General features: G+C 56.2%; 26 protein-coding genes and 1 pseudogene. 9 read left to right on the forward strand and 18 right to left on the reverse strand.

The features are described from left to right. Positions 1 to 170 precede the first annotated feature (170 nt). Together GOX63_RS13525 and GOX63_RS13530 are read left to right on the forward strand one after the other, a co-directional pair. Positions 171 to 1,556, forward strand: coding sequence for an AAA family ATPase (locus GOX63_RS13525; RefSeq protein ID WP_170326659.1), 1,386 nt, complete (start codon positions 171 to 173; stop codon positions 1,554 to 1,556). Further along, positions 1,549 to 2,634, forward strand: coding sequence for a ParB/RepB/Spo0J family partition protein (locus GOX63_RS13530; RefSeq protein ID WP_170545976.1), 1,086 nt, complete (start codon positions 1,549 to 1,551; stop codon positions 2,632 to 2,634). Before GOX63_RS13525 ends, GOX63_RS13530 begins: the two co-directional genes overlap by 8 nt. 148 nt (positions 2,635 to 2,782) lie before the next feature. Here GOX63_RS13530 and GOX63_RS23795 read toward each other — a convergent pair. From GOX63_RS23795 to GOX63_RS13565, 8 genes and pseudogenes are all read right to left on the reverse strand, one after another. Further along, positions 2,783 to 2,902 (reverse strand): annotated as a pseudogene (locus GOX63_RS23795) (IS6 family transposase); the annotation flags it as partial. 259 nt (positions 2,903 to 3,161) lie between these two features. Next, positions 3,162 to 4,661 (reverse strand): mannitol dehydrogenase family protein, encoded by a 1,500-nt coding sequence (locus GOX63_RS13535; RefSeq protein ID WP_170326657.1) that lies wholly within the window; start codon positions 4,659 to 4,661, stop codon positions 3,162 to 3,164. Beyond that, positions 4,661 to 5,434: an L-iditol 2-dehydrogenase gene (locus GOX63_RS13540; protein ID WP_170326656.1), complete on the reverse strand. Its 774-nt coding sequence runs from the start codon at positions 5,432 to 5,434 to the stop codon at positions 4,661 to 4,663. Before GOX63_RS13540 ends, GOX63_RS13535 begins: the two co-directional genes overlap by 1 nt. After that, the gene (locus GOX63_RS13545; RefSeq protein WP_170326655.1) at positions 5,431 to 6,435 is read right to left on the reverse strand and encodes an ABC transporter ATP-binding protein; all 1,005 of its coding nucleotides are present in this window, start codon (positions 6,433 to 6,435) and stop codon (positions 5,431 to 5,433) included. The genes GOX63_RS13540 and GOX63_RS13545 overlap by 4 nt, the downstream gene beginning before the upstream one ends. A 12-nt stretch (positions 6,436 to 6,447) precedes the next feature. After that, on the reverse strand, positions 6,448 to 7,278 hold the full coding sequence (locus GOX63_RS13550) for a carbohydrate ABC transporter permease (RefSeq protein ID WP_068333782.1): 831 nt from the start codon (positions 7,276 to 7,278) through the stop codon (positions 6,448 to 6,450). A gap of 12 nt (positions 7,279 to 7,290) precedes the next feature. Beyond that, the gene (locus tag GOX63_RS13555) at positions 7,291 to 8,157 is read right to left on the reverse strand and encodes a carbohydrate ABC transporter permease (protein WP_170545979.1); all 867 of its coding nucleotides are present in this window, start codon (positions 8,155 to 8,157) and stop codon (positions 7,291 to 7,293) included. A gap of 106 nt (positions 8,158 to 8,263) precedes the next feature. Further along, positions 8,264 to 9,568 carry an ABC transporter substrate-binding protein gene (locus GOX63_RS13560; protein ID WP_170545981.1) on the reverse strand — a complete coding sequence of 435 codons (1,305 nt, stop codon included), beginning with the start codon at positions 9,566 to 9,568 and terminating at the stop codon, positions 8,264 to 8,266. Positions 9,569 to 9,663: 95 nt separating this feature from the next. Beyond that, positions 9,664 to 10,689, reverse strand: coding sequence for a LacI family DNA-binding transcriptional regulator (locus GOX63_RS13565; RefSeq protein ID WP_170545983.1), 1,026 nt, complete (start codon positions 10,687 to 10,689; stop codon positions 9,664 to 9,666). Between the two features lie 108 nt (positions 10,690 to 10,797). On the opposite strand from GOX63_RS13565, the gene xylB reads away from it, so the two are divergent. After that, complete coding sequence (xylB, locus tag GOX63_RS13570; RefSeq protein WP_170545986.1) at positions 10,798 to 12,234, forward strand: xylulokinase; 1,437 nt, start codon at positions 10,798 to 10,800, stop codon at positions 12,232 to 12,234. Between the two features lie 162 nt (positions 12,235 to 12,396). On the opposite strand, the gene GOX63_RS13575 is transcribed toward xylB, so the two are convergent. Together GOX63_RS13575 and GOX63_RS13580 are read right to left on the reverse strand one after the other, a co-directional pair. Next, entirely contained in the window at positions 12,397 to 13,203 is an 807-nt protein-coding gene (locus tag GOX63_RS13575; protein WP_170326650.1) for an SDR family NAD(P)-dependent oxidoreductase, read from the reverse strand. 189 nt (positions 13,204 to 13,392) lie between these two features. After that, positions 13,393 to 13,986 carry a TetR/AcrR family transcriptional regulator gene (locus GOX63_RS13580; protein ID WP_170326649.1) on the reverse strand — a complete coding sequence of 198 codons (594 nt, stop codon included), beginning with the start codon at positions 13,984 to 13,986 and terminating at the stop codon, positions 13,393 to 13,395. A 100-nt stretch (positions 13,987 to 14,086) separates the two neighbouring features. Between GOX63_RS13580 and GOX63_RS13585 the strand changes: the two genes are divergently transcribed. Then, positions 14,087 to 14,971 (forward strand): DMT family transporter, encoded by an 885-nt coding sequence (locus GOX63_RS13585; protein ID WP_170326648.1) that lies wholly within the window; start codon positions 14,087 to 14,089, stop codon positions 14,969 to 14,971. 11 nt (positions 14,972 to 14,982) lie between these two features. Continuing rightward, a complete protein-coding gene (locus GOX63_RS13590; RefSeq protein ID WP_170326647.1) occupies positions 14,983 to 15,375 on the forward strand; it encodes an SAM-dependent methyltransferase in 393 nt (130 codons plus the stop codon). A gap of 28 nt (positions 15,376 to 15,403) precedes the next feature. Here GOX63_RS13590 and GOX63_RS13595 read toward each other — a convergent pair whose 3' ends face one another. Further along, positions 15,404 to 16,414 carry an adenosine deaminase gene (locus GOX63_RS13595; protein ID WP_217356200.1) on the reverse strand — a complete coding sequence of 337 codons (1,011 nt, stop codon included), beginning with the start codon at positions 16,412 to 16,414 and terminating at the stop codon, positions 15,404 to 15,406. Between the two features lie 119 nt (positions 16,415 to 16,533). Here GOX63_RS13595 and GOX63_RS13600 point away from each other — a divergent pair, with 119 nt between their 5' ends. Next, on the forward strand, positions 16,534 to 17,031 hold the full coding sequence (locus tag GOX63_RS13600) for a MarR family winged helix-turn-helix transcriptional regulator (protein ID WP_170326645.1): 498 nt from the start codon (positions 16,534 to 16,536) through the stop codon (positions 17,029 to 17,031). Positions 17,032 to 17,190: 159 nt separating this feature from the next. Here the strand turns inward: GOX63_RS13600 and GOX63_RS13605 are convergent, their stop codons facing one another. Next, a complete protein-coding gene (locus GOX63_RS13605; protein ID WP_170326644.1) occupies positions 17,191 to 17,610 on the reverse strand; it encodes an Lrp/AsnC family transcriptional regulator in 420 nt (139 codons plus the stop codon). Between the two features lie 129 nt (positions 17,611 to 17,739). On the opposite strand from GOX63_RS13605, the gene GOX63_RS13610 reads away from it, so the two are divergent. After that, positions 17,740 to 18,516: a carbon-nitrogen hydrolase family protein gene (locus GOX63_RS13610; protein WP_170326643.1), complete on the forward strand. Its 777-nt coding sequence runs from the start codon at positions 17,740 to 17,742 to the stop codon at positions 18,514 to 18,516. 203 nt (positions 18,517 to 18,719) lie between these two features. Here GOX63_RS13610 and GOX63_RS13615 read toward each other — a convergent pair whose 3' ends face one another. The 5 genes from GOX63_RS13615 to GOX63_RS13635 all read right to left on the reverse strand — a co-directional run bounded on the left by GOX63_RS13615 (position 18,720) and on the right by GOX63_RS13635 (position 22,603). Further along, entirely contained in the window at positions 18,720 to 19,388 is a 669-nt protein-coding gene (locus tag GOX63_RS13615; RefSeq protein ID WP_170545989.1) for a Type 1 glutamine amidotransferase-like domain-containing protein, read from the reverse strand. A gap of 174 nt (positions 19,389 to 19,562) precedes the next feature. Then, the gene (gene grxB, locus GOX63_RS13620; RefSeq protein WP_170545992.1) at positions 19,563 to 20,267 is read right to left on the reverse strand and encodes a glutaredoxin 2; all 705 of its coding nucleotides are present in this window, start codon (positions 20,265 to 20,267) and stop codon (positions 19,563 to 19,565) included. A gap of 2 nt (positions 20,268 to 20,269) precedes the next feature. Then, the gene (locus GOX63_RS13625) at positions 20,270 to 21,139 is read right to left on the reverse strand and encodes an MBL fold metallo-hydrolase (RefSeq protein WP_170545994.1); all 870 of its coding nucleotides are present in this window, start codon (positions 21,137 to 21,139) and stop codon (positions 20,270 to 20,272) included. A 64-nt stretch (positions 21,140 to 21,203) separates the two neighbouring features. Continuing rightward, a complete protein-coding gene (locus tag GOX63_RS13630; protein WP_170545997.1) occupies positions 21,204 to 22,064 on the reverse strand; it encodes an MBL fold metallo-hydrolase in 861 nt (286 codons plus the stop codon). Between the two features lie 56 nt (positions 22,065 to 22,120). Then, positions 22,121 to 22,603, reverse strand: coding sequence for a cupin domain-containing protein (locus GOX63_RS13635; protein WP_170546000.1), 483 nt, complete (start codon positions 22,601 to 22,603; stop codon positions 22,121 to 22,123). Positions 22,604 to 22,725: 122 nt separating this feature from the next. Between GOX63_RS13635 and GOX63_RS13640 the strand changes: the two genes are divergently transcribed. Next, a complete protein-coding gene (locus tag GOX63_RS13640; RefSeq protein WP_170546003.1) occupies positions 22,726 to 23,634 on the forward strand; it encodes a LysR family transcriptional regulator in 909 nt (302 codons plus the stop codon). A gap of 219 nt (positions 23,635 to 23,853) precedes the next feature. On the opposite strand, the gene GOX63_RS13645 is transcribed toward GOX63_RS13640, so the two are convergent. Continuing rightward, entirely contained in the window at positions 23,854 to 24,771 is a 918-nt protein-coding gene (locus tag GOX63_RS13645) for a LysR family transcriptional regulator (RefSeq protein ID WP_170326637.1), read from the reverse strand. 103 nt (positions 24,772 to 24,874) lie between these two features. Here GOX63_RS13645 and GOX63_RS13650 point away from each other — a divergent pair, with 103 nt between their 5' ends. Beyond that, complete coding sequence (locus GOX63_RS13650; RefSeq protein ID WP_170326636.1) at positions 24,875 to 25,834, forward strand: tripartite tricarboxylate transporter substrate binding protein; 960 nt, start codon at positions 24,875 to 24,877, stop codon at positions 25,832 to 25,834. Positions 25,835 to 25,900: the final 66 nt, after the last annotated feature.

A 25,900-nucleotide genomic window follows, 5' to 3' on the forward strand; every position in this document is an offset into this window, starting at 1 on the left:
AAACTCTTTGTTGGCCTGTGTGCTCTCTTTTCTTTTAGTTTCGTGGCGAAACCGAGCACCAAGACCATATTCTGTGGAAAACTCCCTTTCAGAGGATAGCCTCAGCGCAAAATGTTCGCTATGTTGGGCAATATACGCCGGTAAGGCGAACATTATCTGAGGCATCGACAGTGAATAAATCTACCCAACCTCCTCTGCCGCCCTATTTGAACCTGGACCCCGAGCTTGCAGCGGAGAAGCTGCCTGATCCTATCGGGACCTCTCGATTCGCAAAAGCGGCTACGTTCTGTGCCAAGGGACGCGAAGATCTGGCCCGTCGGGGATATGCCCCGGATGGTGAGAAAAGATTGCGCCGGTTCTCGATTTGGGAAATCACCAAATACCTGATCCCAGTGGCTCCCGCTCATTTGCGCCGGGTTCTGAAGGCAAACCCGGATCTGCCCCAGGGTGAAGGCGAGGCTGGTTCGAAATGGTTCACGCTGGAAGAAGTTCTCACACTCAGGCAGCATTTCGCCGCGGAAGGCGTCAGCACTAAGGAATACTTGCCGTACCGACCAGAAGGGTTGCCTGCTAAAGTCGTGGCGGTTGCCAACTTCAAAGGCGGTGTCGGCAAAACCTCGACCGCTGCGCATCTGGCCATGTCTGCTGCGTTGGACGGGTATAAAGTACTGGTCATCGACCTGGACAGTCAGGGATCGATGACCTCCATTCTGGGTGGAAATGTTGCGGATGAATGGCAAACGGTATTTCCGCTGATTGCCAAAGATTACGCTCGTGCCGTGCAGGAGGAAAACAGGGTTAGGGATGCTGCGGGTCAGCCTGAAATTCCCCTGGATGAGACCCTGCAAGAGGCGCTGAATACCCTGCCCCGCGATGTCATTCAAAAGACGCACTGGCCCAATATCGATCTGATAGGCGCTCAGCTGAACCTTTATTGGGCCGAGTTTCAGATCCCGGTCTGGCGTATGGGGCTGCGCAGCTGGCCGCTTTGGGACGGCTTGACCAACTTCCTGCATGATGAAGGCGTTCTTAACGATTATGACATCGTATTCCTGGATACGCCTCCTGCACTTGGGTACCTAACGATCAACGCGCTGGCTGCTGCTGACATTTTGTTGGTCCCCCTCGGCGCGTCATTCCTTGAGTTCGACTCGACGGGTCGGTTCTTCGACATGCTCTACACGACTTTCGCAAGCATTGAGGATGGTGAGAACGCGGCCCAGCGGGCGGCGGGTTTACCTGAACTTAAGTTTGAATGGGATGTAGTGCGGGCGATCATCACCCGCTTCGATGCCAGCCAACAGACGGATATGGCCAACGTTATCCAGGCCTATTTCGGGGATTTCATGAACGCATACAGGCAGGACTATACGGCGTTGGTCGGGCAGGCTGGGGAACAGGTGAACGGCATCTATGAGGCCGATTACAGGGATTTCAACCGGGACACATACGTAAGAGGTCGGGAAACGTTTGACCGCACCTATGCCGAATTCAAACAGGTTCTGATCGGCTGCTGGTGGCGTGACGCTCAGATGGGAGGAGAAGCAGATGGCTAAGCGCAGAAGATTGACCGCTCCGGATACTGCGGAACTGGAACAGCTTGAGGCCGGTTTCGCCGCGAAACCGTCAATTAGCCCGTTTGAGACCATATCCTCAACGCCCCCGATTGCTCAGGTTGCGGCTGAGGCAGCGACTTTGAATGGCATGACCGCCGTCACGGATCGTCTGGCCCTGGCGCAGGATCAGGGGGATGCGGCACGGTGGCGCGATGCTCAAGACGCAGGGTTGGTGGCGGAAATGCTGCCATTGGATCAAATCGACGCAGACTTCATTCGCCGCGACCGGATGGTCGAAGACGAAGATGCCATGGCCGAACTGCTCGAGTCGCTGCGCGTCCACGGTCTGCGTACTCCGATCGAGGTAACGCGGGATGGGGACAGTTACGGGCTGATCTCGGGATTCCGACGTCTGAACGCCTTTCGGCGTCTTGCGGACACGGATCCGCGTTTTGCTGAAATCCCGGCCTTCATCCGCGAGGCGGGATCGGGGCAGGGTGCCTATGTGTCCATGGTCGAGGAAAACGAGCTCAGGTCAAACCTCAGCCCTTATGAACGCGGTCGCATTGCGGTGCTGGCTGCAGGGCAGGGGGTGTTTGCGTCGACCGAAGCCGCTGTCGATGTCCTGTTTGCAGCGGCCTCCAAGGCAAAACGATCCAAGGTTCGCAGCTTTGCGATGGTGCACGAAGCGTTGGGTGACCTGTTGCAACATCCCGTTGCTTTGTCCGAGAAGTCTGGCTTGAAACTGGCCTCGGCACTGCGGGACGGTGCGCAGACCAAACTGCGTCAGGCTCTGGCCGGGGTAGGGGAGCTGGATCCGAAATCGGAGTGGGCTTTGCTGGAGGACGCCTTGAAAACGTCACCCGCACCGTCAAAGGACAAGGCGCGCGGGGGGCGTCCACAGCAGGTTCAGCGGTTGCCGACTGTCGCCCTGCCTGGGGGAGGCGATATCATGGCCGAAGTTTCCGCCGGAGAGCTGCGCATTCGTGTTCGTGGGAAAGAGGTCTCTGCCGAGGACGCACAGGATATCGTAGGGAAACTTGCCGAATATCTCGGTGAGTTTCGCCGCGAAACCTGAGCCTGGACCAAAAGACTTGATGTTACGGGTGACGTTAGTGGTGCGCAAAACGACTTTATTTTGCGCACCCAACCAACTGATTGCCATACTATAGGGGCTCTGTTGCGAAGCTTATCACTGAACGAGGAGATCACGCCGGACCAGCGGGTTAAGAAGCCAGTTTCGCGAATTGGAGAAATGGGCAGAGCCCAGGCGTGAATTGACCTTTGCGGATCATGTTTGCGACTTCGATTCCATCCAAAGTTGCCGCAGCAGAAGCAAAGTCTTTGCCCGATTGTTCAAACCTGGACCGGAACGGGTAGGGCGCTGAAAAACGGCACCAGCTTGCTTCGTACGTAGTTGCACTCGTGTCAGCATCCAAGCTGTCCTCATCGGGGCACGAACGGGCGGGAAGCAGATCTTCACTGCGACTGCATTGACAGAGGCTCAAGTATCGTAAGTAAGCCGACGCCATATTTCTGACCATCGGAAATTGAAAAGTGTATCGGAGACTGATCCTGATTTGCGGCGGTAGATTAGTATGTCTGTCAAACCAGAGTGACATATTCAGCAATAGCTCTCCGACCGCCACTCTGCCAGATCGTGTTCATCCACGCGGTGAAGGCTTCGGAAAACTGTTTGCTGATGCTGGACGTGCCATAATATTGGCGTTGGTTCAGCCAAAGTTCCGGATCGGCTTTGGACGCCAGGGCTGTCTTTTGAAGGTCTTCCCAATACGGGTCGTTTGGCGCAATTTCGGAGCCGTCTTCACGAACACCAGTGCACATCCTGCACCAAAATGCTTCGGCCAGTGCCAGTCCTTGTATGGAGGACCCGGAAACAACCGCATCGCGCAATGAGGGCAGCAAAAAAACCGGGTGTCGGGAAGATCCGTCAAACGCGACCCGGCGTGTTGTGTCGTGAACTGCACTGTTGGAAAATCTCTTCTTTACCAATTCAAGATATTCCTCCCCGGTCGTCCCGGGTACAGCTTGGACGTGAGGTAGAATTTCCTCCGCCTGAACTTTCTCAAAAAATGCCAGGATGTCAGGGTCCAGCATGCAGTCTGAAATCGTCGGGATACTCAGAATTTCCCCAACATTTGCCAGCAGTTGGTGCCCTCCGTTCAAAACCCGCAGTTTCATGATCTCATAGCTGTGGACATCATGGGTGAGCGTTACGCCCACTTGTTCCAAAGGTGGCCGCCCGGCGCAGAAGTCATCTTCGATCACCCATTGGCGAAAATTTTCGTGCGAAACAGGAGCGCGGTCGTCGATGCCAAGCGCGAGGCTTTGCGAGACCACTTGGTCCGTCGTTGCGGGCACGATGCAATCGACCATCGAATTGGGGAACGCGCCGTGTCCATCAATCCAGTTGGCCAGATCAGGGTCGGACATACGCGCCAAGCCTACAACACAGTCGCGCAGGATTCTGCCATTGCCCTGAAGGTTGTCGCAGCTGAGCGCAGTAAAGGGCTTGAGGCCGTTCGCCCGGCGCTGCTTTAGCGCCGCTACAATGGCACCAAAAGCCGTGCGGGGTTGGTTCGGGTTCCGCGCATCATGGCGAATATCTTCGTGATCCGTGTCGAAGGCCCCGGTGTTGGCATCCAGAAAGTACCCGCCCTCGGTTACTGTCAGCGACACAATCCGGATGGATGGGTCAACCAACTTACGGATCAGGGCAGCATTGTTGTCCTCTATCGGCAGGTAGTCGATCATCGGGCCGATCACTTCGGCGGAAATGCCTGTCGGGTCCAGTTCGATCAAGGTGGTCAGGCAGTCCTGCGCGAGCAACCTCTCGCGCATCACGACATCATATTTTCGTACACCGGCCCCGATGATCGCCCAGTCATAGGCCAGACCCTGCTGCATCATCTGGTGAATATACCAGGCCTGATGTGCGCGGTGAAAATTGCCTAGCCCGATATGGACGATCCCCGGCGTCAGGTCAGTGCGCGCATATGTCGGAGTCCTGACGGTTGCCGGCAGGTCCGAAAGACTATCGCGCCGCAGCCGCGCCGGAGGGTTTGCCTTCGTCACAGGGTTCATCAGCTCATCCAGTTTCCGCCATCAACATTGTAGGTCTGTGCGACGATGTACTTGGCCTCGTCCGAGGCCAGAAACACCGCCATTCCGGTCAGGTCTTCGGCGCGCCCCATCCGGCCATAGGGGACCGCCGCCGCCACTTCGTGTTTCTTTTGTCCAAGGGGTTTGCCTTCGTGTTTTGCAAAGAACGCATCGACACCGTCCCAGTGTTCGCCGTCCACTACACCCGGAGCTATGGCGTTCACGTTGATCCCGTGAGAGATCAGGTTCAGTCCGGCCGATTGGGTCAGGGATATGATTGCCGCCTTGCTGGCGCAGTACACAGCGACCAGGGGCTCGCCACGTCGTCCGGCCTGAGACGCCATGTTGATGATCCGGCCTTTGGTCCCGTGTTCGATCATGTGACGCGCGACGGCCTGCATCGTGAACAGTGTACCAGCGACGTTGATTTCGAAGACGCGGGTATAGTCGGCGCGCTCGATCTCGACGATTGGGGCGGCGGTGAAGATGGCCGCATTGTTGATCAGAATGTCGATGGGACCGAAATGCGCGGCCGTTTGCGCGACGGCGTCATCTATGCTGCTCTGGTTGGTTACGTCCATTCCGACGGCCATGGCGGCGTCCCCGATTTCGGTCGCTTCCTCTTGCGCCCGACGGTCGTCAATGTCGGCTATCGCGACACGCGCGCCTTCGGCAGCATACGCCTTGGCAAAGGCCAACCCTATGCCACGCGCGGCCCCGGTGATGAGGGCGGTTTTGCCAGCCAGGCGGTTCATTCGATCCGCAGCCCCTGTGCGTCAAACCGGTGAATCACATCTGCCCGTGGGGTCAGGTGGATGCGGTCGCCGTGGCGGAAGCCGACTTCTCCATCAGCACGGACGGTGATCGTGTCAGCCAGCCCGGTTTCATGGATGTGGAAGAACGTGTCTGATCCCAGATGTTCCGACACGCCGACAACGCCCGACCACGTGCCCTCGCTGTCGGAAACCGCGATGTGTTCGGGGCGTATTCCAATCGTATGCGCGCCGTGTTTCGCGGCCTCTTCGCCCTCGATGAAGTTCATCTTGGGAGATCCGATGAAGCCTGCAACGAACAGGTTGCGGGGGGTCCGGTAAAGCTCTAGCGGAGAGCCGACCTGTTCAATAACACCGGCCTGTAGGACGACGATCTTGTCAGCCATGGTCATGGCTTCGACCTGATCGTGGGTCACGTAGATCATCGTGGTCGCCAGACGTTCGTGCAATTCGCTGATCTCTAACCGCATTCCAACGCGCAACGCGGCATCGAGGTTCGACAGCGGTTCGTCGAACAGGAAGGCCGCTGGTTCCCGCACGATCGCGCGACCAATGGCGACGCGCTGACGCTGTCCGCCCGACAACTGACCTGGACGGCGATCCAGATAGTCGGTCAGGTTCAGAACGCTGGCCGCCCCTTCGACGCGCTTGTCGATCTCAGCCTGATCCAGCTTGGCCATGCGCAGCGGGAAGGCGATGTTCTTGCGCACGGTCATATGCGGGTACAACGCGTAAGACTGGAACACCATCGCCAGACCACGTTTGGCAGGCGGCACATCGGTGGCGTCCGATCCGTCAATGTCGATGGAGCCACTGGTGATATCCTCGAGCCCCGCGATCAGGCGCAGCAGAGTGGACTTGCCGCAACCCGAGGGACCGACGAAGACGGTGAACTCGCCGTCCTGGATGGTCAGGTCCAATGGGGGAATGACCTGTACGTCGCCGAAGCTTTTGGTCACGGACTTGAGTTGAATGCGTCCCATACGGAAGGCTCCTTATTTCACAGCGCCGAAGGTCAGGCCGCGGACAAGTTGTTTCTGGCTGAACCAGCCAAGGATCAGGATCGGTGCAATCGCCATGGTCGAGGCCGCGCTGAGCTTGGCAAAGAACAGGCCTTCGGGGCTGGAATAGCTGGCGATGAAGGCAGTGAGCGGGGCCGCGTCAACAGCTGTCAGGTTGAGGGTCCAGAACGCCTCGTTCCACGCCAGGATGAAGTTCAACAGCACGGTCGAGGCGATGCCGGGAATGGCCATGGGTGTCAGGACATAGAGGATTTCCTCTTTCAAGGTCGCCCCGTCCATCCGCGCTGCCTCAAGGATTTCTCCGGGGATTTCGCGGAAATAGGTGTAGAGCATCCAGACGATGATCGGCAGGTTGATCAACATCAGGACCACGACCAACCCTCCGCGTGTGTCCAGCAGACCCAGACGGATGAACAGCAGGTAGATCGGGTAGAGAACGCCTACCGCTGGCAGCATCTTGGTGGACAGCATCCACAATAGGATGTCTTTGGTGCGTTTCGAGGGCACGAAGGCCATCGCCCATGCAGCGGGCACTGCGATGATCACGCCCAGAATGGTGGAACCGCCTGCGATGATGACCGAGTTCCACAGGAACCGCATGTAATCCGAGCGTTCCTGCACGATGGCATAGTTCTCAAGCGTCCAGTTGAAGTTCAGGAACAGCGGTGGGCTGGCGATGGCTTGCGCTTCGGTCTTGAAGCTGGTCAGGATCGTCCAGAGGATTGGGAAAAAGATCAGCAGTCCAACAGCCCAGGCAAGGGCGGTGTTCAGCGATTTGCGGCGGGTTGTGACGGCGCGGGCCATGGTCGTTCCTCCTCACGCGTCCAGGTTTTTGCCGACGATGCGCATCAGGAAGATGGCAACGATGTTGGCAAGTATGATGGCGTAGACACCTCCGGCTGATCCAAGGCCAACGTTCTGGCTTTCCAGCACGCGCTGGAAGATCAGGTAGGTGAGTGTGCGGGTGCCGAACGCGCCGCCGGTGGTCACGAAAATCTCGGCGAAGATCGACAGAAGGAAGATCGTCTGGATCAGGATCACGATGGTAATCGCGCGGCTCAGATGCGGCAAGACGATGTGGTAGAAGCGTTTTAGGACAGGTGCGCCGTCCATCTCGGCCGCTTCCAGCTGTTCGCTGTCCAGCGACTGGATCGCGGTTAGCAGGATCAGCGTGGCGAAGGGTAGCCACTGCCACGAGACGATCATGATGATCGAGGTCATCGACGCTTCGGACAGCCATGAAATCGGCTCGGCCCCGAAAAAGCGCCATAGGTGGGCCAGCAGACCGTTCACCGGGTCCATGAACATGTTCTTCCAGACCAGCGCTGAAACCGTCGGCATGACGAAGAACGGTGCAATCACCAGAATGCGGACAACGCCTTGGCCCCACATCGGTTGATCCAGCAGCATCGCCAGCAGGATGCCCAGCACCACCGTGATCACCAGAACGCCGCCGACGATCACCAGCGTTGCCTGAACCGCGGGCCAGAACGAGCTGGATGAGACGAAGCGGATGTAGTTGTCCAGACCAACCCAGCCCAGATCACCACCACGCAGCGGCAGGTATTTCTTGAAGGAAAAATACAGTGTCATCGTCAGTGGCACGAGCATCCAGCCAAGCAGTAGGACCACGGCGGGTGCCATCATAAGGCGCGCAACGGATCGGGAATGTTGAGTTGCCATGACGCAAGACCTCTCTGTTCAGGCGCTTACCAGCCTGCGAGAAAAACGTGGGTTGTGGAAGGGTAAGGCGGGGGGCAGATCTCTGCCCGCCCGCGGGGAGGATGCCTCAGTACCCTGCGGCTTCCATTTCTTCGGCGGTGAAGGCTTGCGCTTTTTCCAGCGCCTCTTCGACCGATTGCTGTCCGGCGTAGACCGCCGAGAATTCCTGGCTGACTTGTGTGGCGATGCCTGCAAATTCCGGGATCGCCGCAAACTGGATGCCAACATAGGGCACCGGTTTGACTGTCGGGTTGTTTGGGTCAGCTGACAGGATCGAATCCAGCGTCATCTTGGCGAAGGGTACCTTCTGATACTCGGGGTTCTCATACAGCGAGGTGCGCGCACCCGGCGGGACGTTGGCCCAACCTTCGTTTTCGGCCACCAGCTCGATGTAGTCCTTGGAGGTTGCCCACTCGATGAACTGTTTGGCCGCGTCCTCTTGCTGTGTGCCCGCCGGAATGGCCAGCGCCCATGCCCAGAGCCAGTTGGAGCGTTTGTCAACGCCCTCGGCGTTCGGGGCCAAGGCGAAACCGACCTTGTCCGCCACGGTCGAGTCGTCGGGATTGGTTACGAATGAGGCCGCAACGGTGGCGTCGATCCACATACCGCACTTGCCTTGCTGGAACAGCGACAGGTTCTCGTTGAAGCCGTTCGTCGCATAGCCAGCAGGCCCGGATTCAGCCATCATGTCCACAAAGAACGTCAGCGCTTGGTTCCATTCGGGCTGGTCAAACTGGGGCTTCCAGTCTTCGTCGAACCAGCGCGCACCGAAGGAATTTCCGGTCACGGTGATAAAGGCGCCGCCCTCACCCCAGCCTGCCTTTCCGCGCAGGCAAATCCCGTTGATGTCATTGTCGCGATCGGTCATCGCCGCCGCCGCTTCGCGGATGAACTGCCAGGTCGGTGCGTCGGGCATCTCAAGACCTGCTTGTTCCATCAGGTCGGTGCGGTACATGACCATCGAGCTTTCGCCATAGAATGGCGCGGCATAGAGCGTCCCGTCGTTGCTCAGACCGTTGCGCATCGCGGGTAGGATGTCGTCCACGTCATACTCGGCGGACATGCCTTCCAGCGGCACCAGCCAGCCATTGGCACCCCAGATCGGGGTTTCGTACATGCCGATGGTCATGATGTCGAACTGACCGCCTTTGGTGGTGATGTCGGTGGTTACGCGCTGGCGCAGCACGTTTTCTTCCAGCGTCACCCATTCGACGTCGATGCCGGTCGCTTCGGTGAATTTGTCAGTATAGCCCTGCATCCTGATCATGTCGCCATTGTTTACCGTGGCGATCGTGATGGTCTGCGCGTGGGCCGCGGCCGTTGCGACGAACGTCAATGCAGTCGCCGCGCGAAGTGCGTGCTTCAGATACATCCCTGTCCTCCCTGAGCTTGGATGTCATGCAGGGAGCGTAGATCGTAAATTGTCGCGACGTCAATAAAAACTTTACGCGCGTTAAAAATAGTGAGTTATGCGGAGTCCCTTAAAACAAGTCTTGCGGGGAAGAGGGTTTCAGTTCGGGAATCGAATTTCCCTCCACTTTCAATAAGTTCGAACAAAGTTTCGACGCTACGGGCGGCCACGTTGTCATAGTCATGCGCTGCCGTTGTCAAAGACGGGCACGTGAATTTTGCGAACGGATGATCGTCATTTGAGGCCACGCGCAGCGTGCAATCTTCTTTCCGACCGACCCGAATCCCTTGTTCGAAACAGGCTGCAAGAAAGCCGATGGCAAGCCGGTCATTGCTGCACAGCACCGAATCCGTCTTCAGGCCACGCTCTTCCAGGACTTTCAGTGCGCCCCTGTGCCCAATCTCTTCAAACGCCCATCCTTTGCCGTCGACTTTGATGATATGAGGCTCGAACCCGAGGCGCTCCATCACGTCAACATAAGCCTTCCTGCGCTTGTTGGCGTTTGGGTTCGCAGGCGTTCGCATTTCAAAAAACGAAGGCGGTTCGCCCGTCCGGGTCATATATTCCACGGTCTGCGATACAAAGCTGAAATTGTCCGACCCGATAAAGGCTGCCCCCAGACCATCCAGGTTGCTGTCAAACAGAACTGTCGGAACATTGGCGCAGAACTTCTCGATCGCTGATCGGTCTGAAATCCGTCCTAATGGCGCCAGCAAAACCCCGGCGGGTTTCAGGGATTGCAGGCCGTCTAGAATCTCATTTTCCAGTTTTTGCTCGCCATGTGCGCTAAACAAGAATGGGCGATACCCCGCCGCGATACAGCTTTGCTCAAGATAGCGCGCGATTTCGGCAAAGAACGGATCGGCCAGATAGGGCACGACAATGCCGATATTCTTCGTCAGCTTCCGGTTTTGGTTCACCGCATAGATATTGGGACGATAGTCGAACCGCTCCAGCGCCTCTTCGATGCGTGCTCTTGTTTTTGGGCGAACACTGTCGGGATCGTGGAAGTATTTGGACACCGTGGGCCGCGAGATACCGCTGAGGGCCGCGAACTCTTCCATATTCTTAATTTTGGTCATGCCAGTCTGCCTGCGGATCATCGCCGCCTTGATCTTATCATCGTTTTACATATTCTTTGCGCGCGCAAAAAAATCAATAGCCAGGCATGGGTCGGGCAAGGGGTTTGAATGTATCTCGGGATCGATATCGGAACGTCAGCGGTCAAGCTTGTCTGTGCGGACACCGACCGAATTCTTGCGTCGTCTTCCGTCGGGATCCAGACCTCCTCGCCGCAGCCCGGCTGGTCAGAGCAACACCCGGAGCTCTGGTGGCAGGCGACGCGTGATGCGCTGACGCAACTTGCCGGGCAAATCGCGCTGTCGGAGGTTAAAGCCATCGGGTTGTCCGGCCAAATGCACGGCGCTGTTTTGCTGGACCGTGATCTGCGTCCGGTCCGTTCAGCAATCCTGTGGAATGACAGTAGGGCAGTACAGGAATGTGAGGACCTGCGCGCGGCCCAGCCGGAAATTGGCCAGATTGCCGGCGTCCTTCCCTTGCCGGGCTTTACCGCGCCCAAGATTGCTTGGTTGAAAAAACATGAGCCTGCCAACTATGCACAGCTTTCCCATATTCTCCTGCCCAAGGATTATATTGGGTTATGCCTTCATGGAGAATTGGCAACCGACGCGTCCGATGCCGCCGGGACATTGTGGCTGGATCAGGCGTCGCGAAACTGGCATGCCGGAATTGCCGAGGCTTCTGACGTGGCACGCGATTGGCTGCCGCAGATTTTCGACGGCCACAGTGTCGTTGGCACTGTGACAGCACAGGCCGCAGCTGAGACAGGATTGAGACCTGACGTGCCCGTCGTGGCCGGAGGAGGGGATGCCGCAACCGGGGCGGTGTCTTTGGGTGCCACCGAACCGGGGCGAGGCTTCATCTCGTTAGGAACGTCCGGCCAGCTGTTCGTGGCGGATCGGGCTTACAAACCCAACCCCGAACGCTATGTACATGCTTTTGCACACACTTTGCCCGGCCGTTGGTATCAAATGGCGGCGATGCTGAATGGCGCAAGGCCGATTTCATGGATTGGCGGTCAACTGGGACTGTCCGCAGCCGAGGTTGTCGCACTTGCCGAAACGGTCAGCGGTGACCGCGTTCCAATTTTCCTGCCGTATCTGACTGGTGAGCGCAGCCCGCTCGGCGATCCTCATATTCGCGCCTGTTTCTTTGGTCTTGAGGATGCGACGACACGCGCAGACATTTGCCGTTCTGTATTGGAGGCCATTGCGTTTTGCTTTGCTGATGCGGCACAGAGTTTCGGCGACACGATCAACGGCTTGCCGGAACTGGCCGCTATCGGAGGGGGCAGCAGATCAGATCTTTTGCTGGGTATGATCGCATCGGTTACAGGCAAACCCATTGTTCGCTCAGAGGACGCGGACTCCGGTCCGGCCTGCGGCGCGGCCCGTTTGGCAGCCTGTGGCGACGGGGCATTGAGCATGACGGATCTCGCGCTTCGGCCGCCGGCTGTCGAAATGTTTGAACCCTCTGACCCATCTGCAATGTCCGAGCGATTGTCGCGGTTTCGCAGGCTTTACTCTGCGGTCAGTGCGGTCGATTAGTTGCCATCGCGTTGAATGCCGACGTAGCACTACGTGAACATGCGGCGATGAACGTAGCGATCACAAGTGCTCTGAAAATTCGTCCAAATCTCAGGTTGCCGCACTGCGTTGCAACGTCTGCTTTGGCGCAAGTTGAATTGAGCGAGTTCAACCCCTGCTCACTCAAAACTGCCAGGCGAATTCCGTTGCTTCTTCGGACACATCCCACAGCTTGGTCATAACCTGCTTGTCGTGAGCGTGGGGATGCAGCGTGCCCTTGCCTACCGCACCAACAAACTCCAAAAGCCCGGTCGGGCCATAGAGCGCGCGCTGCTCCAGATCATTCCCGGTCGCACACATGACTTCGGGCCAGGAGACTTTCTCGGCCGACTGAACAATCGGGAGGAGTGACATCAAGCCGAACAGGATCCTTGTCTTCAGGTCCGCGCTGGTTTGGACAAGTGACGTGCGTAATGCGCCGGGATGGCAGACATAGACTTCGACGGTTGTTCTTCCGGCGGCGGCCAGCCGATCCCGTAGTTCAAATGCAAACATCATCTGCGCCAGTTTACTCTGACAGTAGGTGCGGCTCTGGTGATAGTTCTTGTCCCAGTTCAGGTCGTCGAACTGGATGGTTTTGATCCCCATGTTGTAGCCAAGGCCGCTGATAACCACGATCCGGCTGTTCGATGCCTCGACGCGTTCGAAGAGCAGTCCGCCCAGCAGGAAGTGACCAAAATGGTTCGTCCTCAACATGCTTTCATGGCCGTCCGCGGTGATTATTTGCGTTGGCACCTGCGCGATGGCGGCGTTGCAGATAAGAGCGTCGATGTGAGGCACAGTTTTCAGGACTTCTGCGGCGGCTTCGCGCACACTGGCGAGCGAGGCGAGGTCCATTCGGATAAATGTGACGTTTGCGCTGTCACCTTCATACAGAAATTGGATCGGTTGCTTACCGAGGCTGTAGCGCTGTCCAGTAAAAGCCACCATCTACCCCAGCCCGATTTCGGCTTATTCTGTTCGGCTGTGGCGAAAGGAAAGTTTGAAGTTCAAGGTTGCGAATGGCCGGTCTGTTGACGTTCGCCGCGTACCAGCATCCGCGCGTTGCATGTGCGAGGAGAAGTTGCGGCAGCAGTATGTGCAAGTTCACAAGGCCGCTGTCCGCTTCTACCTTCGGGTTCAGCTTTGCGCGGTGACACCAGACAAGAAGACTTGCGTCGCCCTTGTTGCGTGCTCTTCAAGTTCCGCCTTGGTCGGATGGTGCACGTCCAACAGGGCCTCATCTTGGAACGCGAACAACATGGCGGTCCACAAGCGGATCATGGGGGCTGGCTCTTGGATATGGAGCCGCTCGGTGAAGAACCGTCGCAATCGTTCTTCAGTTCCGGCGGGGCCGACCGAGAAGAAGGCCTGGATCATCTCCGGGGCGCGGACGCTTTCAGAGACAAGCAAGCGGAAGGTGCACAGGTGTTCTTTAGACAGGTGGGCCTGCATGAAACTGATGGCAAAGCAGCGCAGCGCCTCTTGGGTGTCAGGAAGGTCAAGTAGATCGCTTGCGCCATCATCATGGCGCGCACCCATCGCTTTCAGCGTTTCCCGGAATAGATCGGCCTTGGACGGGTAATAGCGATAGACCGTTTGCTTGGTCACGCCCGCCTGTGCGGCGATAGCGTCCATGTTGGCGTCGGAATACCCGTCAGTCAAAAACGCCTGTTCGGCAGCCTCAAGGATGGCTTGGCGCTTTAGCTCTCGTTTGGCTTCCATCTTGCTCATGTGTAGGCACCTCAAATAATCATACTAAATAGTATGGCAATATTGACTCCTTCTCAAGAATCATTAAGCATACCGGCAAGTATGATTTTGGGGAATCGACATGACTAATACGTCCATCCACTCGGCGTCCGGTGATGCTCAGATGACCGGCATCCTGATCGCCTTGGCCGGGGCAACGTTGATGAGTTTCGACGCAATCTTCATTCGGTTGTCCGGTGTGGGCGGCTTTGACACGGCCTTTCTGTTTGGCCTGTTCACCGCTCTTTCCATGTCGGCCTTCATTCAACTGCGCGAGGACAAGGGGTTGATCGGAACACTGAAGGCAAGCGGTTGGCCAGTTATCCTCTCGGGCCTCTTGATGCTGGGCAGCGCGACGGCTTTGATCTTCAGTCTCAAAAACACCTCAGTTGCCAATACCATTGTAATCCTCAGCACATCCCCCGCCTTAGCGGCGCTATTCAGTTGGGTCTTCTTGGGTGAGGTGACGCGGCGCGCCACCTGGATTGCCATCGCTTCAGTGATGGTCGGGATCGCAATCGTCGTGTCCGGCTCGTTCGGGTCGGGCAACCTGTTGGGAGACGCCCTGGCGCTGATTGCAGTCAGCTTTGTCTCGCTGAACATGGTGCTTTTGCGCCGGTTTCAGGCGGTCAGCCGAATGGCGAGCGTTGGCATGGGCGGTTTCTTTCTTGCCATCGTTATGGTGTTTCTGGCTACACCATCAACCTATAGCGCAAGCACCTGGGCGGTCATGGCGGTGATGGGACTGTTTACCGCGCCGTTTGGACGGGTCCTGTCGCAAGTGGCAACTCGATACATCACAGCACCCGAGGTGGGGATGATCCTGATGGCCGAGGCGGTTTTGGCCCCGCTTTTCGCTTTTGGGGTCTTCGGGGAAATCCCGCCGCTGGCCAGCTTCGCAGGTGGGGGTGTCATCCTTGCTACACTGCTGACCTACACCACGCTGACGAACAGACCATCGAAGTGAAAGAGCAGACAATGACATTTGACTTAACGTTCATCGGTCATATCGAAACGCCCTATCAGTCGCTGGACGAGTGCCCAAACAATATTCAGGCCGACGGCCCGCTCTGCGCTATTGTCTTGGATCCTCGTTTTGCCGAAGGGCTTTTGGGCCTTGAAGCCGGGCAAACCATCCTTGTGCTCTATTGGCTCGAAGGAGTCGACAGGAACCTGCTGGTTCAGCGTCGGGGCGGCAGGTGCGAGGAGAGTCCGCGCGGCGTCTTTGCGCTACGCTCGCCCCACCGTCCCAACCCGATTGCAACTGCGCGCGTGCAGATCGAGGCGATCACGAACGGGCGCATCACAGTGCGGGGCATGGATTGCCTGAACGGGACCAAGCTGATCGACATCAAACTGGACACGAAGTGATGCTCCAAAGTCCAGACGATGAACCAGATCAGCCCATGGTCTTTTGCAACGTCCCGACCTGTCGGTCGATCTTGTCCAGCTGCGCCTGTTTTTCAGGATCGCTCAAGAACGAACCGGCAAAGGAATTCTTGGCCAATTGAATGACGTCTTTTTCGCTGAGGTTCAGGTTCTTCTGAACGGCGCGATAATTGTCATTGATATAGCCACCGAAATAAGATGGGTCGTCCGAGTTGATTGTTACCAGGAGGCCTTCGTCCAACGCCTTTTTGACCGGGCTCTGGGTCAAATCCGGGATGACTTTGAGCCGCCAGTTGGAAAGCGGGCACATAGTTAGAGGCGTTTTTTGGTGCGCCAAACGCGACACTAACGAGGGATCGTCCAGAGCGTGGTTTCCATGATCCACGCGCTCGATCTTGAGGAGGTCGAGCGCCTCCTTGACGTTTTCAGAGGTGCCTTCTTCACCCACATGGGCAACAGGCACAAACCCCTCTTCCCGCGCAGCCTTGAAAACACGTGCAAAGGTCGCAGGAGGGATTCCACGCTCTGTGCTGTCCAAACCAATTCCGTAGATATGCTCTTTATGCTTCTTCGCGCATTCCAATGCGGTAAAAGCATGCTCTTCGGGCAGGTGGCGCACGATGCACATGATCAGCTTGGACGAAATACCGAACTCCTTTGCCCCTGCCTCAAGCGCGCGTGTGATCCCCTCGACAACAGTTTCAAAGGCGACGTTTCTGTCCATATGCGGTTGGGGATCAAAGAACAGTTCAACATGGGTCAGACGGTCTGAATGCACTCGGGTCAGGTAAGCCCAAGTCAGATCAAAGAAGTCCTGCTCAGTTACAAGCACGGACATTCCGAGGTAATACAGATCCAGAAAATCCTGAAGGCAGTCGAACTCGTAAGCTCTTCGCACGTCCTCGACCGTCTCATAGGGCAGCGACACTTTGTTTCGACGGGCCAACTTCAGCATCATCTCGGGCTCCAAGGTTCCCTCTAAATGAACATGCAGTTCTGCCTTGGGCAGATTATCGATCAAAGCGTTCGCCAAATTACACATTTCGCAGGGCCCTCAGTTTACCTTTTTGGAAAGGTATAATGACCATTTACCTTTCTGTAAAGGTAAAATACTTTTGAAGCAGCAATGAGGGGGTGCGCATGTCCGACCAAATTCCAATTCGATCACTTCTCGAGCGGATCGAACTCAACTGGCCTGAGGCGGCTTCGCCGGAAACCGACATCATTTTCTCGGTGATCCGTTTGAACGAGCTGATCCGGGCCCGCACGGAGGAGGCCTTGGCCAGATTCGATCTCACGCACGCAGCCTTCGAAGTTCTGGTCGCGCTTCGAGCGCAGCCGAAACCGCGCCAGCTAACGCCATCAGACCTCTGTAAATCTGCGCTCCTGACCACAGGCGGTGCGGCCAATATTTTACTCGACCTTGAGCGCAGAAGCTTGGTTGCACGGACCCCCAACCCAAATGACGGTCGCAGCAAGATCGTTCAATTGACCGAAACAGGCGAACACCTCATCGAGCGCGCAATGAAAGACGTGATGGAACACGACAAGCTCCATTTTGAAGAATTAAGCCGACCGAATGAGATTGAAAACATACGCGCCGCGCTGTTGTCAGCGATGGCAAAGATTGAAGCTTGAGTGCCGATTGCTGGGGTAATGTGAATTTGGCTGACCTTCAAATGCGCACCCGCAGCGACTGTCGGGTTCGATAGGCCACGCTGCAGCGTTCGATTTGCGCGGTGGACGGCAGCTATGGGCCGACCTGGTGTCAGCCAGTCATGCCTGTCTGCTGTTTCTTTAATTGAAGCGGTTGAGACGAATGCTGCTGATCGTGTCCGAGATCATAGGCATACGCCTGACGTCTTGAAGAATGCGATCCAGAAGCTGGAGCGACGACACTCGCAGTTCCAGAATGAGGTCATACGCCCCATTGGCGCTGCTTAAGCTTTCCACTTCGGGAATACGCTTGAGTTGGTCAATAGTCTTGCGGCTGTCACCAGACTTCAGAGACAATAAAACCAAGGCTTCGACAAACGCCTGTTCAGAGTGAATCCCCAACTCCAATGTAAACCGCTTGATGGTTCCGTTGGCCTTCAGCCTTTCAATTCGATTCTGAACCGTCGCACGCGATACATTCAGAACGCGTGCAAGTTCTGCAGCAGAACGGCGCGAATCCATGCTGAGAAGCCTCAGCAGTTCCCTGTCTGTGTCGTCCATTGAATCCCTGGCGAAAAGTGTAATTCGCATCCATATTCGCCAGAATCCTTGCGATTTGAAAGGTAATTATATCTGTTTCGACAGGTTTTGTTTGGTCACAATGCGATCGAAACAAAAGGAACCATGGAAATGAAAGTAACAGTTTGCCAGATTGACCCGCGCGCCTCAAAACTCGAAGCTTTCCTGTCGGGCCTCAAAGAGCACATCAAAGCCAATGGCACCGAGTTCCTGTTGTTGCCCGAAATGGGGTTTTCGGACTGGCTGGCGGCGGATGAGACTCCGGATGCAAACCGCTGGGATCAAGCCGTTGCAGCGCATGATCATCATATCTCACAGCTTTCCAGCTACGGCGTCGGCGGCGTTTTGGGGACGCGACCAGCGGTAAACGCAGCCGGCAGTCGCCGCAACCAAGCCTATGTTTGGGCAAGTGAAACCGATATCGCGACATCATTCCACGAAAAGTACTACCTGCCCGACGAGCCGGGATACTACGAGCACACCTGGTATGATCGTGGCGACGGGCGCTTCGACACAGCACGGGTGCTTGGTATGCGCCTGGGTGTCCAAATCTGTACTGAGATGTGGTTCTTCGAATGGGCGAGGCACTACGCGGCTGCACGGGTGGATTTGCTGTGCGTCCCACGCGCTACGCCTCACGGTTCAGTCGACAAATGGTTGGCAGGCGGACGAGCGGCGGCGGTCTGTTCAGGCGCCTATTGCCTTTCATCGAATCTCTGGGCACCCAAAGGCGACGGCCCCGACCTGGGCGGATTGAGTTGGATCATCGATCCAGAGGGCAACGTCTTGGCAACAACCGACGCCGACAATCCCTATGCTACCGCCGAAATCGACTTGGGTTTCGCGAAATTCAGCAAGAAGACCTATCCTCGATACGTTCCGGAGTGAAAGCAGCCAATGTTGAGCGGAACAGGAGCGGCCGCTTTGTCCCGCAATCTGTAAACTCGTGGCTTCTGGGATTTTGCACACGCGGCGAGTGTCTCCTCTGACGGGCCGCACCGCAGCATCGAACCTCTCCTGCGGGCGACCTCTTTGGGTCGTCCTCATCTGAGCGGGGTCTTACGGGGTGCTCCCGGCTGCACCACAAACCCTCAGCGGACCGCCATCAACGGATCGACTATCACCCCATTCTTTATCCAGACGATTGCGCCAATGCTCTCGATGTTACCGTCATTCACTACGATGCCATCTCCGTCCTTACACGCTGCTATGCTGCTCAATGTCCGTGAGGAATAATCCAAGAGCTGCGGCAGGTAATCGCTACTTTTGTTCAGGTGAGGAAAGAACTCGAAGGGAACGAAGTTTAGCGCCTCGCTGTTTTGAACACCAAAAGGGTCGTCGTCTCTGAAGATGGCATCAAGAGCAATTGTAGGCGTCATGAGTATTGCACCGGCGCTTGTTCCAATCAAAAGACCGTCTTTTCGCACCCATTCAGCCAAGAGACTTAAGAGGCCGTTGAATTTTAGAAGTTGAAGGAATTTTGAGGTGTCTCCGCCTGCAAGATGGATTGCGTCACATTCGAACAGGGCGGTTAGTCGAGCCGCATCGACTGGAGCCGTGATATCGAAGAAGACCGGAAGTTCGAGGTTCAGCTTGGCATAGTAGGCCTGTCTTCCGTGATAGAACCGCCGGTCCGGTTCTGGTCCCGAAGGCACGTATCCGATGCGTCGTCCACGCCCGGCCATGAGATCGCGTAGACGTGCATCGACCTTCTCATTCTCCGGAATGATCTGATCGCTGTACATCACCAAAGTGACCATGCTTTGACGTTCTCCAAACGCGTATTGATGACCTGACCGAGTGCCAAACTTGCCCTTGCTGGTGCTGTGTTTCAATGGCAGCGTATTGCGTGCAGTTCATTTCCACCTCCTCACCATTTCACACTGGCCGTGAACATCCGACCTGGCGAACCGATCGGCAACATTTTTGCGGACTCATAAGACTGCGAGCTGTTCCAGGTCAGAGGCTGCAATGCCTCGAAAGAATGGTACATCTGATGCCTGACTGATATTCCACCCAAAGTCCGTCAGGTGTTTCGGCAGGCGGAGTTCGTAGACCATGCTCAGGTTTCGGATTTCGGAAAACAGGGCCAGATCATCAAAGCTGATCGGTCGTTTATTATCTAAAAACGCTTCCACTTCTGCGAGATCGGCGAGTTCAAACAAAGCCGGTTCAAGTTGAGCGACAAGTTCGTCGGTACCGTTCAGCGCATCCTTTATAGACATTCCCAGGCTCTTGGACCGCGACGACAGAAAGTAATTCATAGCTTCCCGCGACCCGAGCTCGGGAAGCTTCAAAGCCGGCATTCGGGGATAGGACAGCGCATTGATCGTTTTACGGTGGGTATCGAGCCAACTCTGAACTTCTGTTGATGGAGCGACCGACGAAGACAGTTTTGGCTCGGCAAGCCCATCAAGAAAACGAATGATCGCACCGCTTTCCTGCATCACCGTACTATTCGTTTCCGCATGGTCGTTGATCTCCAGGATCGGTACTGCAAAGCGGTCGATTTGTGCTGCAATATCTTGGGGCAATTGTCCTGCCACAACGAACTCCATGTCACAGGCAATATCCTTCAGCCCGATCAAAGTGCGAACTCGGGTACAAAAGGGGCAGCTGTCAAAGGCATAGAGCTTCATGATCAACCCCCATGGATCATCGCGAAGCCCATTTTCCTTATGTAGGTAGAGAGCGATGCTTCGTAGTTCTCAAAATCCGCGTACTCAGGCAGCTTCAGGGTCTCACTCATCTCGATAATGGTCGGAACAAGCTGGCTGCCATCATGCTCTGCCACTTCTTGCAGCGTTGGCAGCATGGCGTCGTAGAGGTCATTCAGAAATTGTGCCTTGCGCCGCAGAGGGGCTAGATCGGTGCTGACCGAATGAACATTGATTGCGTGCTCCAGATCCCATCCAGCGAGCATGTTGAGCAGGCGCCGATTGCCCAGTAAATTGGTGTCGGTCAGGGTGAAGGCGCGATTCAACCCACCATCCGTATACATATCTGCTGTGACGACGGTCTTCTCTTTTGGCAGATGAATGACAGACACAGCTACACCGTCGGAAGCACCGTAATGCGTTAGCTCAACGGCCGTCGTCCCCATGTCTATTGTCATCTGATGCGTGTACGTTACATGAATCTTCGGCGGCAGCATCCCGAGCGGATCAAGACCCTCATACTCGGCAAAGTTTCGATGGGCGACGACTTCGGCCTCCGGAAACAACTCAGTGCCGCCATTGTGGTCGAAATGTTCGTGGGTCAGAACAATTTTTCCGACTGGTTTATCTGTGAGCCTTTCCAATTCCCGGCGAAGAATGGCGGCGCGAAACGAGTTGGCCGTATCCGTGATCAGGACCTCATCATCGCCCAGAACCACGAGGCTGGTGTAGTGGAGTATGCTGACCGCATAGACGTTCTTAGCCAATTCGCGGGTGATGACTTCCTGGGCGCTCGCTGCTTTGCTGGTGACCAGAATAACGCTGGTAAGCGCCGTTAGCAGTATTCGCTTCATCGGTTCAGTCCTTTGTCCGTCGACACGAGGCCGGGCAATCTGCCCGACCTGCATCGCTTACGGCCTATTGGCCGTGCCAGATCGAGTAGGCCATGCGCTCTATATGCGCTGGCAGGTTCTCTTCGTACATGATCCAGTGGCTGAACTCGGGCAGCTTTATGGTCTCCTTCATCTCTTCAACCGACTTACCCGCCTGCATGCCTTCCCAGACCGCGTTGAACAGAGCCTCGTTAAAGGCCAGATCCTCGGCCAGATGCTCGGGAGAAGACATAGCCATGTGGCCTGAGATAACAGTGTCGAAGTCCAACTCATTGGTCACGCGGCGTAGCGTGTTGAGTGACCCCACATAGTCGTGGGTGTTAAGACGACCGGGCAGGTTTACAAACCCCTGCAAATGCCAGTCCACCGCCATCAACACCTTGTCTTCAGGCATGTAGATGGCGCTGTTGCACTGGCCGTCATTGGCGCCGTAGTAGCGCATCTCGACAACCTTGCCGCCCAGATCTATGCGGTGAATGTCTCCTTCATACAGAACGTCTGGCTGCACAACGCGGTTTTCCAGATCGCGGGCGAGAAGCTCTGCACAGCCGGCGTTTGTGACGAATTCGGCCCCCTCATCCTTGAAAATCTGACCGCCCCGAGAGTGATCGAAATGTGGATGGGAATAGAGCACCTTCACCACCGGTTGATCGGTCAGCTTGGCGATCTCGGCGCGCAATGCCTCTGCACGAAACTCTTGGTTGGGATCGACAACGAGCACGCCGTCGTCGGTGACGACCACGAGGCTTGAATAGTGCGCCATGTGGAACTGGTACACGCCATCTTTTAGTTGGGTCATCACTGGTTTGACGTCATCATCGCCTGCGGCAAGTGCGCCGCCAGCCATCAGCAGGCTGGTGCCAAGCGCGATCAGTAGCTTTCTCATCGGAGTTCTCCTTTGCGGTCCGAACGACCCGGCATCGCCGGGTCATGGAAATGAAGTCAGTCGTGGATGGAAGGTGTTGGCAGATAGACGACACCAAAGCGCTCTTCGATCAGCGCAAAGTCGCGTTCGTTGGTATGGTTCTGCCTTGAGGTTTCCGCCATGAAGTCTTCCGCCCAGTCGCCGGGGAAGATGTAGCTGACGAGTTTTGCCGGGCTGTCGCCGACGTTCTTCATGTAGTGTGACACGCCGCGTGGGCAGTGTACGGTGTCTCCGGGGCCGATCTTGAGGACCTCATCCCCGATCTTTGCCAGCAACTCACCTTCGATAATGTGGAATGTCTGATCTTCCCACTTGTGGTAGTGGTCCGGAATTGCGCCACCGGGGCCGATCAAACCGTCGCTGATGACGTACTCGTTCGCGGTCGCGTCCTTGCCGACCACGACGCCCGTGTACTCAGTCTCCGACATCCAGAATATCTTGCTGCCATCCCACGGACTGACGACTGTCCGCTTGGTGGTTTTGTCAGTTTTTTCGGCCATTTTTTGATCTCCGGTTCACCATCTTTGGGAAGCGTTTTGAGGTTATGCAGAGAACATGGAGCCTGTCGGCCTGTTGATAAACAGCGTTGAATGCAGAACATAATGAACTAAAAGTTCATAATATGGATAAACTCAGAAACATGCGGCTCTTTTGCCGTGTCGTGGAACTCGGCAGCTTTGTGCGGGCGGCCAAGGACCAAAACGTCAGCCCAACGATCGTTGGTCGCCACATCGACAATCTGGAAAAATCCTTGGCGGTGCGCCTTCTGAATCGGACAACCCGAACCATGGAAATCACCGAGGCTGGCAGGCGCTACTATGAGGGCTGCAAACGCCTCATTGACCAGATCGAAGCCTTGGAGCACTCGGTTGCGGACGATCCATCCACTCTGCCGTCAGGTATCATCAAGGTGGCTGCACCCGAGGGACTTGGAACGCCCTTGTTGTTGGACGCGATAGAGTCGTTCCAACACATCCATCCAAACATCAGCGTTGACCTTCTGCTCGACAACAACCCAACAGATATCGTCGGTGAAACCGTCGATATCGCAATACGTCTTGCAACCGTGCTGGAGGACTCCTCGCTGATTGTTCGTAAACTCACGGAAACTCGTTTGCGGCTACTTTCTTCACCGCGATACCTCGAACGTCACGGCTCGCCGAGAAACATTGGCGATCTGCGTCACCATGATTGTCTAAATTTCAGCACGGAACGCTATGGCGGCAACTGGCCGTACTTGTCGAATGGCAAGATCAGGAAGTTCAACACCGATTGGAAATTCGTGACCAATCACACACAAACCTATCTCGATGCGATTTCGCGCGGTATTGGTCTGGGGTTGTCACCGATGATCGTGGCGCGATCACTGGTGCAGAGCGGGGAAATAGAAGTTGTCGAACTCGATGAAGAGCTTCCGGACGTCGGCGTGTTCCTGGTTCTGCCCTACCGCGACCTCATCCCCAAACGAGTGTCGCTGTTCGCTGATCACCTCGCACAGGTAGTCAAACAAAAACCAGAAGCGGACGTTTGACGAAGGTTCGGATTGTTGCGCACCGCCGACTTCGGTTAGCGCGTCGAGCGCACAGGCGCAGCGAATGGCTGGGTCGGTTAGGCTGCATTGCAGCACGGTTTGACTCGATGAATGACCGTAACAGGCCGTGGTTGATGGAAAAATGGAGGTGGGAAGCTTAAAACACTGCGGATTTTCGTTTGTCCTAGTCTATTGAACCAATCAAGGTCGAAGATACAGTCATTGAGCAAGCTCAAGCGTCGGACTTTGTATCGCCAGCTCTTCGACCACTTCAAACAATGTCTTTTCGAACAGAAGCAGGGCATCAGACTTCGAGCCCGAGACGGGATAGAGAAGGCCAAACGTCATCCAACGTTCAGGTGATACTGGCACGAGCGCAAGTTTGTCTGATTTGGTTTGCGCGGCAACCAACTCGTCTGCGATTGTTACGCCAGCACCTTCCGCGACAAGCGAGCACGCGAGTTGAGATGCTGCCACTTCGCAGGTTTGCAGTGGGACAACACCCGCCGAGCGAAAAATATCGTCCAATTGGTCACGCAACAACAGACCGTGCATTAGGCGTACAACGGTCTCACCTGCAAGATCATCCGCCGTCAGTTCACTATGGGACGAAAGTCGATGATCCAGAGGCAAAACGGCTTGGGCTCTCACTCTCAACAGTGGTTTCGTGACAATGCCCGGATGATCGACTGGCAACGCACCAATTCCGATGTCGTATTCCCGTCCGGCCAACCATTTTCCCGCTTCACGCCTTGCTCGAACATCAAGGTTGATATTTGTGCCGGGGTTGTTCTTCATAAAGCGCGCTACAGCCGGAGCCGACAGGGATTGCGCAATTCGGGGCATGGTCACGATCCGCAGAGTTTCCGTGCGACCCGCCCGGATTTCGGCGGCGATGCGCGGAACTTCATCAAGGTTGTCCAGGATGCGGCCCGCCTCGCGGTAGAATGCCAACCCTTCGGGTGTCGGGGTCAGATTGCGACCACTGCGATCAAACAACGTCAGCTTGAGTTCAGCCTCGAGCCCCGAGATCAGGCGGCTGATCGCAGGCTGACTAAGGTGAAGGATTTCAGACGCAGCGACAAGCGAGCCTTCGGACAATGTCGCGCGAAACGCGCGCAGGGCTTTGATGTTCATCCCGGAATGCTTTCGTATTTTGCAAGAGTAGATAACACCTTTGCATTTTTTACAATTGATGTTTTGGCGTAGTTTGATCCCAAGCTAAATTGGGAGGTTACTCATGAAACGCAGAACGCTACTTGGTGCTGCAATTGCCGCCATTGCCGTCACCGCAACGGCCACAGCGACCCTTGCCGCAGATTGGCCGAAACGGCCGATCAATCTGGTTGTACCATACAAGGCGGGGGGTGGGACTGATGCCTATGCCCGCGCGATCTCGGCCGCTGCGGAAGGCGTGCTGGATGTGCCGGTTGTCGTGGTCAACAAGCCGGGGTCGGGTGGCCTGAACGGTGCCAATGCAGTGGTTGGTGCTCGGCCGGACGGGTACACATTGATGATGACGTCCGGAGGATCGTTCCTGCTGTCGACGATGACCCGGGACACCGACATTGATGCGTTGGAGAGCTTCGATTTCGTCGCCCAGGTCGGACAATTGCAGACGTCACTTATGGTGCCTGTCAACAGCCCGTATCAGACCGTTCAGGATGTGATCGACGCGGCCAAGGCTAATCCCGGCGATCTGCGTTGGGCGCATTCGGGGCGTGGCGGGTTCCACCATGTCGGCGGTTTGGGCTTTCTGGCCAGCAACGGGATCGACGCGCAAGATGTGCCGTTCAAAGGCGGTGGGCCGACCCGGGCTGCTCTGATCGGTGAACAGGCTGATTTCGGGTTCCTTGGTGTTCAGCAACTGGCCGGTTTCGAAGAACAGTTGCGCGCACTGGCCGTCAACAGCCAGGATCGGGATGGTATCATGAGTGATGTACCCTCGTTTGGTGAGTTGGGCATTCCATTTGCCGCAGTATCATCGCCAGTGATCGTGTTTGCCCCCAAGGGCACACCGGCAGAAGTGGTCGCGGCGATGGAAACTGCACTTGAGCAGATCGCGGCAAAGCCCGAGTTTGCCGAGCTACTCGCCTCGCGCGGAACTGGTCCAGTTTATCAAAGTGGCAAAGACGCCAAAGCAACGTTGTCCACGATGAAAGAGGACGCCACTCCTCTGGTTCAAAGCCTGACCAACTAACGTCCTCAGGGCCGGGTGAGCTGTAGTCACCCGGTCCCCCTTGTACCTGTTGAATTCGGGAGGAAA

It is taken from the genome of Ruegeria arenilitoris (assembly GCF_013031355.1).
GTDB classification, from domain to species: domain Bacteria; phylum Pseudomonadota; class Alphaproteobacteria; order Rhodobacterales; family Rhodobacteraceae; genus Ruegeria; species Ruegeria arenilitoris_C.

What these genes read in the sequence shown, in the direction of transcription:
- GOX63_RS13530 (WP_170545976.1), top strand. Translation starts at nt 1,549, where the DNA reads ATGGCTAAGCGCAGAAGATTGACCGCTCCGGATACTGCGGAACTGGAA.
- GOX63_RS13535 (WP_170326657.1), bottom strand. Translation starts at nt 4,661, where the DNA reads ATGAACCCTGTGACGAAGGCAAACCCTCCGGCGCGGCTGCGGCGCGAT.
- GOX63_RS13540 (WP_170326656.1), bottom strand. Translation starts at nt 5,434, where the DNA reads ATGAACCGCCTGGCTGGCAAAACCGCCCTCATCACCGGGGCCGCGCGT.
- GOX63_RS13545 (WP_170326655.1), bottom strand. Translation starts at nt 6,435, where the DNA reads ATGGGACGCATTCAACTCAAGTCCGTGACCAAAAGCTTCGGCGACGTA.
- GOX63_RS13550 (WP_068333782.1), bottom strand. Translation starts at nt 7,278, where the DNA reads ATGGCCCGCGCCGTCACAACCCGCCGCAAATCGCTGAACACCGCCCTT.
- GOX63_RS13555 (WP_170545979.1), bottom strand. Translation starts at nt 8,157, where the DNA reads ATGGCAACTCAACATTCCCGATCCGTTGCGCGCCTTATGATGGCACCC.
- GOX63_RS13560 (WP_170545981.1), bottom strand. Translation starts at nt 9,568, where the DNA reads ATGTATCTGAAGCACGCACTTCGCGCGGCGACTGCATTGACGTTCGTC.
- GOX63_RS13565 (WP_170545983.1), bottom strand. Translation starts at nt 10,689, where the DNA reads ATGACCAAAATTAAGAATATGGAAGAGTTCGCGGCCCTCAGCGGTATC.
- xylB (WP_170545986.1), top strand. Translation starts at nt 10,798, where the DNA reads ATGTATCTCGGGATCGATATCGGAACGTCAGCGGTCAAGCTTGTCTGT.
- GOX63_RS13575 (WP_170326650.1), bottom strand. Translation starts at nt 13,203, where the DNA reads ATGGTGGCTTTTACTGGACAGCGCTACAGCCTCGGTAAGCAACCGATC.
- GOX63_RS13580 (WP_170326649.1), bottom strand. Translation starts at nt 13,986, where the DNA reads ATGAGCAAGATGGAAGCCAAACGAGAGCTAAAGCGCCAAGCCATCCTT.
- GOX63_RS13585 (WP_170326648.1), top strand. Translation starts at nt 14,087, where the DNA reads ATGACTAATACGTCCATCCACTCGGCGTCCGGTGATGCTCAGATGACC.
- GOX63_RS13590 (WP_170326647.1), top strand. Translation starts at nt 14,983, where the DNA reads ATGACATTTGACTTAACGTTCATCGGTCATATCGAAACGCCCTATCAG.
- GOX63_RS13600 (WP_170326645.1), top strand. Translation starts at nt 16,534, where the DNA reads ATGTCCGACCAAATTCCAATTCGATCACTTCTCGAGCGGATCGAACTC.
- GOX63_RS13605 (WP_170326644.1), bottom strand. Translation starts at nt 17,610, where the DNA reads ATGGACGACACAGACAGGGAACTGCTGAGGCTTCTCAGCATGGATTCG.
- GOX63_RS13610 (WP_170326643.1), top strand. Translation starts at nt 17,740, where the DNA reads ATGAAAGTAACAGTTTGCCAGATTGACCCGCGCGCCTCAAAACTCGAA.
- GOX63_RS13615 (WP_170545989.1), bottom strand. Translation starts at nt 19,388, where the DNA reads ATGGTCACTTTGGTGATGTACAGCGATCAGATCATTCCGGAGAATGAG.
- grxB (WP_170545992.1), bottom strand. Translation starts at nt 20,267, where the DNA reads ATGAAGCTCTATGCCTTTGACAGCTGCCCCTTTTGTACCCGAGTTCGC.
- GOX63_RS13625 (WP_170545994.1), bottom strand. Translation starts at nt 21,139, where the DNA reads ATGAAGCGAATACTGCTAACGGCGCTTACCAGCGTTATTCTGGTCACC.
- GOX63_RS13630 (WP_170545997.1), bottom strand. Translation starts at nt 22,064, where the DNA reads ATGAGAAAGCTACTGATCGCGCTTGGCACCAGCCTGCTGATGGCTGGC.
- GOX63_RS13635 (WP_170546000.1), bottom strand. Translation starts at nt 22,603, where the DNA reads ATGGCCGAAAAAACTGACAAAACCACCAAGCGGACAGTCGTCAGTCCG.
- GOX63_RS13640 (WP_170546003.1), top strand. Translation starts at nt 22,726, where the DNA reads ATGGATAAACTCAGAAACATGCGGCTCTTTTGCCGTGTCGTGGAACTC.
- GOX63_RS13645 (WP_170326637.1), bottom strand. Translation starts at nt 24,771, where the DNA reads ATGAACATCAAAGCCCTGCGCGCGTTTCGCGCGACATTGTCCGAAGGC.
- GOX63_RS13650 (WP_170326636.1), top strand. Translation starts at nt 24,875, where the DNA reads ATGAAACGCAGAACGCTACTTGGTGCTGCAATTGCCGCCATTGCCGTC.